Source organism: Paenibacillus sp. FSL H8-0332 (assembly GCF_037963835.1).
Classification (GTDB): domain Bacteria; phylum Bacillota; class Bacilli; order Paenibacillales; family Paenibacillaceae; genus Paenibacillus_AQ; species Paenibacillus_AQ rhizoplanae.
On the sequence record NZ_CP150145.1, the window covers coordinates 7,481,984 to 7,494,794 of the forward strand.

Annotated in this window: 7 protein-coding genes; all 7 read left to right on the forward strand. The window is 56.9% G+C overall.

Features of this window, described 5'->3' with window-relative positions; all coding sequences use genetic code 11:
• Positions 1-131 precede the first annotated feature (131 nt).
• The 7 genes from NST43_RS32790 (at position 132) to NST43_RS32820 (ending at position 12,809) form a co-directional block, all read left to right on the forward strand.
• The gene (locus NST43_RS32790) at positions 132-2,009 is read left to right on the forward strand and encodes a collagen-like triple helix repeat-containing protein (RefSeq protein WP_339221659.1); all 1,878 of its coding nucleotides are present in this window, start codon (positions 132-134) and stop codon (positions 2,007-2,009) included.
• A gap of 522 nt (positions 2,010-2,531) precedes the next feature.
• On the forward strand, positions 2,532-3,473 hold the full coding sequence (locus NST43_RS32795; protein WP_339221660.1) for an ABC transporter permease subunit: 942 nt from the start codon (positions 2,532-2,534) through the stop codon (positions 3,471-3,473).
• 46 nt (positions 3,474-3,519) lie between these two features.
• Entirely contained in the window at positions 3,520-4,413 is an 894-nt protein-coding gene (locus NST43_RS32800) for a carbohydrate ABC transporter permease (RefSeq protein ID WP_339221661.1), read from the forward strand.
• Positions 4,414-4,467: 54 nt separating this feature from the next.
• The gene (locus tag NST43_RS32805; RefSeq protein WP_339221663.1) at positions 4,468-6,021 is read left to right on the forward strand and encodes an ABC transporter substrate-binding protein; all 1,554 of its coding nucleotides are present in this window, start codon (positions 4,468-4,470) and stop codon (positions 6,019-6,021) included.
• A 133-nt stretch (positions 6,022-6,154) separates the two neighbouring features.
• Positions 6,155-9,622, forward strand: a complete 3,468-nt coding sequence (locus NST43_RS32810; protein WP_339221665.1) for a carbohydrate-binding domain-containing protein — start codon at positions 6,155-6,157, stop codon at positions 9,620-9,622.
• 137 nt (positions 9,623-9,759) lie between these two features.
• The gene (locus tag NST43_RS32815; protein ID WP_339221666.1) at positions 9,760-11,490 is read left to right on the forward strand and encodes a glycoside hydrolase family 3 N-terminal domain-containing protein; all 1,731 of its coding nucleotides are present in this window, start codon (positions 9,760-9,762) and stop codon (positions 11,488-11,490) included.
• Entirely contained in the window at positions 11,487-12,809 is a 1,323-nt protein-coding gene (locus NST43_RS32820) for a glycoside hydrolase family 88 protein (protein ID WP_339221667.1), read from the forward strand. The genes NST43_RS32815 and NST43_RS32820 overlap by 4 nt, the downstream gene beginning before the upstream one ends.
• Positions 12,810-12,811: the final 2 nt, after the last annotated feature.

Sequence of the window (12,811 nt, forward strand, 5' to 3'; positions counted from 1 at the left end):
CGGAATCGCAGAATATTACTATATTGATCCATCTTTCTGCTGCTAGCTTCTATGTAGTCAAAAGATAGATTAAGCGAGGAAAGGACAATCTAGCAGGGCAATGCAAATCTGTCATTAAAGGAGACTGGAAAATGACTCTACTATCCACAGGACCGCTGGAAAATAATGCAGTAGGAGGAGTAAGACCCACTACACAGGTTACGGTCAGAATTGATAACCGCAGTAATGTTTCAGCTTATACGGTAGTTTTACAAGGCTATTACATGCAGGGAGGCATGCGTGTACTGTATGTCAGTCAATCACTTAATGTAGCTGCCAACGGATCTATTACTAATACTTACTATGCGGATCTGGATGCCTTTGAATTTGTGTTTGCCACTTCAGATACTGTAGATGATCCGGTTCAGATCTCTGTATGGGGCAAGAGCAGTACGGGACAGCTCGTCACCGCCCACCGGTTGGTCTCGGCTGAATTATTGGGTGATACTGGCGTAACGGGGGCCACTGGGGCTACTGGGGCAACCGGCGTTACGGGTCTGACAGGCGCAACGGGCGCGGGAGTGACAGGTGCGACTGGAGTAGGTACGACAGGTCCGACCGGGGCGACTGGAGTGACGGGTCCGACAGGCGGGACCGGGGCAACGGGGGCTGGGGTGACCGGGGCGACTGGAGCTAATGGGGCGACTGGCGTTACGGGTCCGACAGGTGCAACTGGCGTAGGAGTAACGGGGGCGACTGGAGCAACGGGTGCGACCGGAGTAGGTACAACAGGTGCGACCGGCGTGACAGGTCCGACCGGGGCAACGGGCGTAGGAGTGACCGGGGCGACCGGAGCAACGGGCGTGGGAGTGACTGGAGCGACCGGAGTGACTGGGGCGATCGGGGCAACGGGCGTAGGAGTGACCGGGGCGACCGGAGCAACGGGCGTAGGAGTGACTGGAGCGACCGGGGCAACGGGCGTAGGAGTGACTGGAGCGACCGGGGCGACTGGAGCAACGGGTGCGACCGGAGTAGGTACAACAGGTGCGACCGGAGTGACCGGGGCGACCGGGGCAACGGGCGTAGGAGTGACCGGGGCGACCGGGGCAACTGGCGTAGGAGTGACTGGAGCGACCGGGGCAACGGGCGTAGGAGTGACTGGAGCGACCGGAGCAACGGGCGTGGGAGTGACTGGTGCGACCGGGGCAACGGGCGTAGGAGTGACTGGAGCGACCGGAGCAACGGGCGCGGGAGTAACGGGTGCGACCGGAGTGACTGGGGCGACCGGGGCAACGGGCGTAGGAGTGACCGGCGCAACGGGAGTGGGAGTAACGGGTGCGACCGGAGTGACTGGAGCGACCGGAGCAACGGGCGCGGGAGTGACTGGAGCGACCGGAGTGACTGGGGCGACCGGGGCAACGGGCGTGGGAGTGACTGGAGCGACCGGGGCAACGGGCGTAGGAGTGACTGGAGCGACCGGGGCAACGGGCGTAGGAGTGACTGGAGCGACCGGAGCAACTGGAGCAACCGGAGCAACCGGCCCGAATGCTGCAACGGAAGGGTTCTCTGCATTCCTGCCGACGTTCTCGGCCGCGACCAGTACGCAGCTTACGGGTTGGACTGTTACTTCGCCTTACTATGACAGTGCGACATTTAATGAGACTACGGGCAACTACACGATTCCGGTATCCGGCAGATATTCGTTTGAGGCAACCATTAACTACAGCACTACGGCTGCCATCTCGGTTGCATTGGGAGCGGGAATTGATCCGGCTTTTGTAGTGCGGAGAACATCCCCGACAGTAACAGATCTGGTAAACGGATTGTTCCCGCTGCTGAATGTTAACATTGCGCTTCTGTTGTCTCTGCGGACAATCCTTGGTAATGGTACGGTAACATTGGCAGGTGAAGTTGAACTGACGGCAGGCGATGTGATCGGACTCTTCTATGAAGCAGACGGATTAACAATTCCGCTTGATCTTGGAGGTGTCTCTTCGGGCATTGTGTGGTCTGTTCACAGACTGACCTAGTCCCGGCAGGCAAGACCAGACCCTTAAGCTTCAGCTAAAAGAGCGTTCCACGCGATCATCGCGGAGCGCCTTTTTGTGTTTTGTCCATGCCTCTGCATAGCTTCCGGTACGGAAAATAATTGGATTTTCGCCACTTACTCATGACCAGAAGTCCTCATGTTCGGAAACAGTTGGAGAAACAGCACTTAAAACTCAGCAAATATAGCAAAGTAGGGAAAATACACAAAATTAAATGACGTTTCTCCAACTAAAACCCGAAGATGATCCAAAATATCCAAATTAAGATACGTTTATCCAACTGGTTCACCTCATGCCAGAGCGAGAAGGGGCGCGCTGTCCCATCCCTTGTGACCGCCGTTTCGGCTTGGCCCGAAGCGGGCGGCAGTCAGCCGTCCGAAACTCCGTAGGATTTTGAACTTTTATTATAGATGGTCTTATTTAGCATGGAGCCGCCTGCGGGTACACTTAAGTCAGGGAAGAGAGGGACTGCTGAAGGAACACGGGAGGCGGAAGACAATGGTTATGAAGACGAAAAAGAGACACGGGCTGAAGCATCTGCTGAAGCATCTGCTGAAGCATAAGGTGCTGCTGCTGATGCTGCTGCCGGGCGTAGTGTTTTTGCTGATCAATAATTATCTGCCAATGTTCGGAATTGTGATTGCGTTCAAGAATATCAACTATGTGGACGGGATTCTTGGCAGTCCGTGGGTTGGGCTGGATAACTTCAAATTCCTGTTCGCCACCTCGGATGCCTGGATTATCACGCGCAATACGGTGCTCTACAACTTCGTGTTCATTGTGCTTAATCTGCTCTTCGCCGTATCCATTGCGGTTGCCCTGAATGAGCTGAGGAACAAGCTGGCCGCCAAATTCTATCAGAGCATCCTGTTCTTTCCCTACTTTCTGTCGATGGTGGTGGTGAGCTATCTGGTATTCGCTTTTCTGAATGTTGAATACGGTTTCATCAATAAAGGGGTCTTCGCCCTGTTCGGGCTGGATGAGCTCAGCTGGTATTCGGAGCCGAAGTACTGGCCGTTCATTCTGCCCCTGATTAATCTCTGGAAAGGGGTGGGTTATGGCTGTGTCATCTACCTGGCAGCGATCATCGGCATTGACAACGAGTACTATGAAGCGGCCCTGATCGACGGCGCCAGCAAGTGGAAGCAGATTCTGCACATTACCATTCCGCTCATCCGGCCGGTCATTATTATTACAACGATTCTGGCCATCGGGGGCATCTTCCGCTCCGACTTCGGGCTGTTCTACCAGACCACACTGAACTCCGGGGCGCTGTACCCGACTACACTGGTCATCGACACCTACGTCTATAACGCGCTGATTAATATGGGTAACCTGGGGATGTCCGCAGCGGCCGGATTATACCAATCGGTGGTCGGCTTTTTCCTGGTCCTCGGCTCGAACTGGATCGTGCGTAAGGTTGACAAGGATCAGGCGGTTTTCTAGCTAAAAGTCAGGCAGCACACGTACCCTGTAGAAGGAGTGGAAATCCGTGGCTAATAACGAAATATCCCGCTTCACTAACGTTCTCCTCCATATTATTTTTATCATCCTGTCCCTGGCCTGTCTGCTGCCGATTGTACTGGTCTTCATGATCTCCATCACCGATTACGATTACATCGTCCGCAATGGCTATCAATTCATTCCGGAGAAGCTTAGCCTGGAGGCTTACGCCTATCTATTCAAGGATTACAGTGTGGTGCTGCGGGCCTACGGCATCTCTTTCTTCGTCACGATCACCGGAACGCTGGCGAGTGTGTTCCTCTCTTCTCTGTATGCGTACCCGATATCGCGGGCGGATTTCCGGTACCGCGGGGTGTTCGCTTTCCTGATCTTTTTCACCATGCTGTTCGGTGGCGGGCTGGTACCGTGGTATATGGTCTACACCCAGGTGCTCGACCTCAAGAACTCCATCTGGGCGCTGGTTGTGCCGATGCTGCTGTCCCCGTTCAATGTGCTGATTATGAAGACGTACTTCCAGATGAGTGTGCCGCCCGCGCTGATTGAAGCCTCTACGATTGACGGGGCCGGCGAGCTGCGGACCTTCTTCAAGATTGTATTTCCGCTGTCCCTGCCGGTGTTCGCCACGATCGGGCTGTTCAATACCCTGCATTACTGGAACGACTGGTTCAACAGCATGATCTTCATCACTGATACTGACCTCTACTCCCTCCAATATCTCATGTACAAAATGATCTCCCAGGCCGACTACCTGAGCCGCAACGGGGCACTTATTCAAGGCTCGGCCACCGAGCTGGCCAAATTGCCGGGGGAGACGATCCGCATGGCGATGGCGCTGATCGGCATTGGGCCGATTGTGCTGGCCTATCCGTTCTTCCAGCGGTATTTCATCAAAGGACTGACGCTCGGCTCTATCAAAGGCTAACCTCGGAACCTACCGATTAGCATATATCTGTTTCATCAAGGGGAGGAAAAAAGTATGGCAGGTAAAAAAGTCACAGGTCTGCTGTTGTCGCTTGTGCTGATAGCCGGATTCACCCTGGCCGGATGTGCGGGGAACAATGGCAATACAGCTGCGCCCACAGAGAAAGCGGGAGAAAGCACCACAGCTCCTGCAGCAACGAAGGAAGCTACAGGAACGGAGGCAGGCGGAACGGAGGCGCCGGGTGCGCTTGAGCCGGTGGAGTTGTCCCTGTATCTGCCCGGCGGGCCGGATAAGGATGTGGCGTCCGTGGAGCAGGAGATCAACGCCTACCTGAAGGATAAAATCAACGCTACCCTCAAGATCAACCAGCTAAGCTGGGATAAACCGGCTGACAAGGTCAATCTGATGATCCAGTCCGGCGAGGTGTTCGACATGGTCTATACCTGGAACTTCATGACCAATGCCGCGAAGGGGGCTTATCTGCCGCTGGAGGAGCTGCTGGACACCTATGCCAAGGAGACGAAGGCACAGATCAATCCGGCTTACCTGCAGGCAGCTACCGTCAACGGACATTTGTATGCGGTTCCAACTGAGAAGGAGCTGGGGCAGTCGGTCGGGTTTGCTTTTGACAAGGCGATTGTGGATAAATACGGCTTCGATGTGAACAGCCTCCAGAAGCTGGAGGATATCGAGCCGATGCTGAAGACGATTAAGGAGAAGGAACCGGCTCTCTCGCCGCTGTTCATGAACCATACCGACAGCCTGCACTGGTTCACCGCGTATCCTGACAGCGAGGATCTGGACGGCAGCAATGATATCCCGACCCTGCTTGATTACAAGACCATGAAGGTGTTCAACGAATATGACACGCCGGCCATGACGCAGCGGCTGAAGCTGATCCGCAGCTGGTATGAAGCGGGCTATATCAACAAGAACGGAGCCACAGACAAGACCGAGCTGAAGGATGCGGTCAAAAGCGGCAAAGCCTGGTTCGTCTACGGCAACATGAATCCGACCTCCACCAATGACTGGACCCGGCTTGCCGAGAAGCCGATGATTATCAAGACGCTGCTGCCTGTTCAGGTCAGCACCAAGAGTCTGCAAGGCTCCATGCTCGCCATCTCCAGAACCTCGAAGAACCCCGAGCGGGCCATGATGTTCATGAACCTGCTTCACACCGATCCGGTGCTCTACAACCTGCTGACCTTCGGCATTGAGGGCAAGCACTACAAGAAGCTGGAGAACAACACCGTGGAGTTCATTGCGGACAGCGGCTATAACTCCGTATCTTCCTGGATGATCGGCAATGTGCTGCTGAACTACCTGAATAAGGATGAAGATCCGAAGCGTGTGCAGCTCTATACGGACTGGAATAAGAATTCGAATATTTCACCGGTCATCGGGTTTGTGTTCGATTCAACCAAGGTGCAGTCGCAGATCGGGGCGCTGATCAACATCACGAAGCAGTATAAGAACACCCTGTACTCCGGGGAAAAGGACCCTGAACCGGTCCTGAAGGAGATGAACAGCAAGCTGAAGGCCGCAGGCCTGGACGCTGTGATTACGGAAATTCAGAGTCAGCTCGACGCTTTTCTGGCCGCCAAATAAGCAGTAGAGGCCATAGCACGCCCGTTATCCTGCCGCAAGCAGCCAAAGCGCCCGCCTGTGGCAGGTACCGGGTATTCTCTTTCGCTAATCCAGCCTTTGGGGAGCCCCTATCTGATCAAGAGAGGGTGTTATTATGCGAATTCAGAGAATCACAGGTAAATTGCTCATTGCAGTACTGGTATGGATGTCCGCTTCATTGCCCGGAGCACGAATTAGCTCTGCCGAAATGCCGCCTGCACAGGTGATTGTGGAAGAACATGTAAATAAAAGTACAGTCACAGAGGATACCTACCAGCCGTCTCCGCTGCTCTGGCAGGTGGGCGAGCAGGATGACAGCTCCGCAGAATTTACAGTGTATCAGGATGTGTACAGTGAGAATATTACCCTCCCCGTAAATCCCCTGAACTGGAATACGATCTCCCGCGGCATGAAGCTAGACCGCAATGCGGCGATGGAGCTAAGCTTCAATCTTACGGAAGTCCCCCTTTATGGTGTGGAGTTCAGCTTCAAGGTACTGGATGCAAGCACCGCTATTCCGCAGCTGGCCGTATTCACCAATGGCAGCTTCAGCGGGCTGATCCAGATTACCGGGCTGAACGACGGAGAGACCCCCCTTACGAACACATGGAAAGAAACCTATAGACTCTACATTCCCTCAGAACAGCTGAAGATTGGCAGCAATGAGCTGAAGCTGACCGTGGACCGCGGGCTATACGCAGATCCCCAGTCTCCCGGATATGACGGTGACAAGTATCTGTGGTTCGAATGGGATTATCTCAGGCTGGGCGCATTGACTGAGCCAGCCGACGAGCCTATCCACGGACGGTATGTCCACCTGGGAAGCACGATTGCCGCCTCGACCTTCCGGTATGACGAGCATGCGATCCGCCATCTGGCCCCGATGGCCAAGTGGCTGGGCATTGCCTATAGCGGCAACTGGATGCGCACCTCCTTCTGGTCCGATACCAGCGCAGGCTGGGACCCGCAGGGCCGCAAGTACCTGGAGACACTGCGCGACCTCAATCTTACCCCGATGGTCAATATCATCGGCGGCAACTGGAAGACTAACAGTGAGCTGGCGGCAGGGACGATCAGCTCTGCGCTGAGAAGCTATTATAGCGGATTTGTCACCAAATTCGGCGATCTGTACCAGTATGCCGAGACAGGCAATGAGCCGGGATTGTTCGGCTGGGCACAGAAAGCGGTGCTGGCGCTTCATGAAATGATGGACGAGGAGAGGCAGACGAACGGCCAGCCGCACCTGAAAATTGTCGCCCCGGGCTGGGCATACTGGCCGTATAATGGAAGCCCTGACGGCTGGGAACGGGATGCCGCCCAGCGGGCACCGATTGAAGCGCTGTCGGATGTGTCTAACGGACACAGCTATGGCGGGACCGGGGTCCAGCCGTTGCCGGGAGGCAGCCTGTATGAGAATCTGCGGGTGTATGGCGATTCGGAGGAAGGCTTCGGCAAAGAAATGGCCATGAGCGAGACCGGCAGCAACGACAATCATTCCGACAATACGAAATACGGCACGTATGCTTACAGGTTCGCTTCTGCTTTTGACCGGGAGCTGCGGGGGAATATCGGTTATGTCGATCATATTATGCAACACGCCGCTTTCTTCAATGACGGGACGGAGTTTGGGCTGTTCGATTCTGCGATTAATTGGAACACGCACCGCTATGAAGATACAGCGGCGGTACCGGCCAATATCAACGAATCCGGGGAGACCCGGCTGAAGACGTTCCGCAGACTGGCCGCCGCTTATGCCACCCATGGAAGCCCGCTGGGCTACGAGGTGCTGAATCCGGCTGAGCTGACCGGGCTTAAGGCGTATTTCCGCGCAGTGGATACCTCGGCGCTGGGCACTTCGGCCATCGGGGCGGCTTCGGATAAAATCCTGCTGAACTTCGTGAATTTCGAGAAAACTCCGGTAACGATGCAGGTCCGGGTTGCCATGCCTTCCAGCGGAGTGTATGCCGGGGAGCGGTTTGGTCCAGGAGAGACGTACGCCGCCGCCTACTCCCGGGTGGAGCTTACGGCAGACCCGTACATTACACTTACAGTAGCACTGGACGCGGGAGAGACGGTCCAGTACATCCTGGATGAGCAGGATAACACGCTGCCTGCTTCTCCGGGCAATCCTGCGGCAACAGCCGTCAGCCATGAGCAGATCCGGCTGACCTGGGCAGCTTCGACAGACAATGATGCTGTCGTCAGCTATAACGTCTACCGTGACGGCGGAGCAGCTCCAGTGATCAACATTCCGGGACGGCTGACCTTCTGGAGTGACTATACCGTAGCGCCCCAGACCTCTTACAGCTACACAGTGCAGGCCGTGGATGACTCCGGCAATGTATCGCCTCTCAGCGCAGCCGTATCAGCGACCACACCGGTCATGCCCATTACACCGCATGCCGCAGGAGATCCGTCCAAGTTCGAGGCCGAAGCTACCGCCTTCGCCCTGCCGCTGAAGACCGGCAATAACAGCAGCGCCTCGGGCGGCAAGGTCGTCGAGCAGACGCATAGCGGAGGCTTAACGATCCAAGGCTTCCATTCCGTGAACGGGGGCAGCTACACCTTAACAATTGTATACGCTTCCAACGAAGAATCGAAGAAAAATATTCTCGTGAACGGCGTGAAACTGTCCACAGTAACCCTGCCTTCTACGGGAAGCTGGACCGCGAATCTGACCGCACGGCAGTATGGGATTACCCTCCAGCCTGGCTATAACACGATCAGCTTCACCTCGGCCGGGAAAGGGGCAAATCTCGACTACTTCAAGCTGGAGGAAGGGCTGTATGTTCCGCTCTCCCACTGGTATCCGGCCGCACACGATCATCCTTTCATTGACTATGCCGGATTCACCCCTGCGCCCAATGGAGTCTCCCATGTGACCTATGAGGAGGATGCCACGGCTGCCTTCAGCTTCAATGGTATCGGCGTCCGCTGGAGATCGGATATCAAGAGCGATATGGGCAGTGCAGATGTCTACGTCGATGGCGAGCTTAAGGAGACTGTAGTGATTCCGCAGGCAGGGCTGGAGGGCGATCATAAAATTGTCTACGAGCTGACGGGCCTAGCATATGGGCTGCACCGGATTGAGATTGCAGGCAACGGCGGGAAGGTCATGGTCAGCGGGCTGGAGTATGAGAGCTACGAGTCTGTATTGCCCGTGCCAGGACCGGATCTGACGGTGACGGATATCGGCTGGCATATTGTGAACAGCGACGGAAGCCCTTCTGCGCACAGCACGCCGCAGCTGGGCGACTCCCTGATCTTCTGGGCCAAAGTGAAGAACATCGGCGTCCGTCCCACACCGCTGAATGCTTCGACCGGACTCGGGCAGATTACCGGTGGCGCCTTCTCGGTCAACGGCGGGGTGGTCTCGTGGACGGACACGAATACCAGTGTGATTCAGCCGGGCGAGGAGATTACACTGACGGCTAACGCCAGTGCGCAGGGCACCCCCCGGTGGACGGTGCCGACCATCGGCGAGTTTACGGTCAGCTTTTTTGTGAATGATATCTGGCGGTATGCGGAGATGAACAAGGAGAATAACAAGCGGGCACAGGCGCTGGAGATCAGCTTGCCCTGACGGGCTATTCAGCCGCTGGGCATATCCGCGCAGGCAGTTTGTAGAATATTGAACTTATATTATAGCTGGCTGTATGTAGAGCAGCTTCGCGATCCGGTACACTGGACTCAGAACAGAACCTGCCGGGAGGAGTATGAATGATGCAGAAGCCGTTAAGCAAGGAAGAACAGGAGTGGGTAGAGGGTACGCTTGAAGCGATGAGCCTCCGTGAGCTGATCGGGCAGACAATGCAGGACCACGCAGGCAGACTGCCGTTCAAGGGAGATGATGAAGCGGGTCTGCGCAGATATCTGGAGCAGTATCCGGTGGGCAGCTTCTTCATCGGCGGGGAGGTTATTCAGAAGGCCGCGGGCAAAGCGGAGGATTACCGGGACTGGGCGGCAATGCTGCAGGGCATCAGCAGGTTCCCGCTGCTGTTCTCCGGTGATCTGGAATTCGGGGCAGGCTCGGCCGTGAGAAGTCTCACGGCCTTCCCGCCGCTCCTTGCGCTTGCCGCCGCCGACGATGAAGACCTGGCTTACGAATACGGCAAATATACCGCGCTGGAAGGGCGGGCAGCCGGGTTCACCTGGGCGCTGGCTCCGGGCACCGACCTGCTGCTGAACTGGATGAATCCCGTTATTACGACCCGTTGTTTCGGCGATGAGGCTGGACGGGCGGCACGCCTGTCCGCCGCTGTTATGCGGGGCATGCAGGAGCATGGCCTTGCAGCCTGCGCCAAGCATTTTCCCGGTGATGGGGTCGATTACAGGGATCAGCATATCATTACTACGGTGAACAGCTTATCGGAAGAGGACTGGTTCTCCACGTACGGGCGGGTGGCCGGGGAGATGATTAGCCAGGGTGTGATGTCCTATATGACCGGACATATTGCCCTTCCCTGGATCGAAGACGGGGCAGGCGGCGCTGGATCGAAGCCGGTCCCGGCAACCGTCTCGGAACGGATTACATCAGGGCTGCTGCGGGAGCGGCTGGGCTTCGATGGAGTGGTGTTATCAGATGCGCTGGATATGGGCGGATTCTTATCCTGGGGAGACTACACGCAGCGCATCATAGACTGCTTCAATTGCGGTACGGATGTGCTGCTCTGGCCGGGAGTGCGGTACTTCGCAGTGATGGAGCAGGCGGTGGAAGACGGGCGCGTCAGCCGGGAACGGCTGAAGGCCAGCGTCCGGCGGATTCTGGAGCTGAAGGCACGGCTTGGCGTGCATGCTGCCCGCGCCGGGGGAGAGGATGGCCGGGCGCTGCCGCTGCTGGACGACAAACTGCCGCCCGGCCTGGACCGGCAGGTCAGACAATTCAGCCGCGAGCTGGCCGGGCGCTGCATTACCCTGGTCCGCAACCGCACCGGCCAGCTGCCGCTGAATCCCGGAGCGGTCCGCCGGGTGCTGGTCATCATGCTGAACAAGGTGACGGAGGGGCGCAGATATGAGCGGATGAATCTTTTTGTAGAGCAGCTTAAGGCAAGGGGGCTAGAGGTCGATATTCTGGATGAATTCGAGCCGCTGACAACGCTGCGGCAACGGGAGCTGTCCGGGGTCCGCTGGGATGCCGCCTTCGCCCCCTATTTCCTTCCGCTGCACGGAATGATGAATACCGCCCGTCCGGTGGGCGAAGCAGCCAAAGCCATCTGGGCCATGCAGCATGCGGAGACAGTCCGGCCGATCGGCATTTCGTTCGCTACGCCGTATCTGCTGCAGGACATTCCCTTTTTAGATACCCTGGTGAATGCGTATTCCCTTCATGAAGATACGGTAGAGCTGACGGTTAAAGCGCTGTTCGGAGAGATTCCGTTTCAGGGAAGCTCTCCGGTGAAGACGGAGATTCAAGCGGACGATTACGGTTCAGGGAGGCTTCAGACGTCTTGACTACGAAGCGGGAATTAGCGAACAGGCAGGCATTAGAGCAGAAGCTGGAGTGTATCTGGGCATACATGCGCTCCGAACGTCATCAGGGTAATTGGGCAATGGATATAGATCATTGGGACTGGGTGCCCGGCGTGGGCGTAATCTCATTGCTGGAATACGGTACAGCGACTGGTAAAGAAGAGGTGACGGATTACCTGCTGCACTGGGTGAACCGGAATAAGCAGAAGGCCGAGGGGGCTCGGGTTATTAATTCCCTGGCCCCTTACGCGCTCTTTCCCGAGCTGTACCGGCTGACCGGGGACCCTTGGTTGCTCAGCCAAGCGCAGGAGGTTGCCGCTTGGATGCTGGGGACTGCCCCCAGGACCCGGGAAGGGGCACTGGAGCATACGGTGACAGAGGCGGTGGAGTTCCCGGAACAGGTATGGGCCGATACGGTATATATGGCCGTGCTGTTCCTGGCCCGGCTTGCGAGTCTGACCGGAGACAGGGAGCTTGCCGCCGCCGCCGTGCAGCAGACGCTGCTGCACCTTCGTCTGCTACAGGACCCGGAGACGGGGCTTCTGTTCCATGGCTGGAACAGCCGGGCAGGCAGCCATATGTCGGCTGCCCGCTGGGCCCGGGCCAATGCCTGGGTGGCACTCGCGGTCCCGGAGATTGTGGCCGGGACCGTAAGCCTGACTGCTATTCCGCAGGAGCTATACAGCCGCTACCGCAGGCTTGCTTCTGCGCTGCGGCAGGCGCAGGGGGCCAGCGGCTTGTGGCATACGGTGCTCGACCAGCCGGATGATTACGAGGAGACCTCGGCCAGCGCCGGTATTGCCTGCGGCTTCCTGAAGGCGGTGAAGAGCGGACTGCTGGAGGATGCCTATCTGGAGAGCGCGGAGGCGGCCCTTGTGGGAATTCTTCCGCTTATCCATGAAGACGGTGAGGTGCAGGGGGTCTCGGGAGGCACCCCGGTCATGCCGTCGATAGCAGCCTATAACACCATTGAGAGATATCCGGCACTGTACGGGCAAGGGCTGGTGATGCAGCTGCTGACCGAGGCTTTGGATCTGGAGCAGACAGAGCATCGGCTTGAGGGGCAGGGACGACAAGAGGACCAGGGGTGTCAAGAACATGAGGAGCGTCAGGAGCGCCAGGGACGACAAGAGGACCAAGGGCGTGAAGAACATGAGGAGCGCCAGAGACGACAAGAGGACCAAGGGTGTGAAGAACATCCAGAGCGTCCAGGGGGACAGCAACGTCAGGAGGATCAGCAACGTCAGGCGCAATCCGATGGGATGGGTTCATTAAATGTTGAAGGAGAGGCAGGAGGATGACC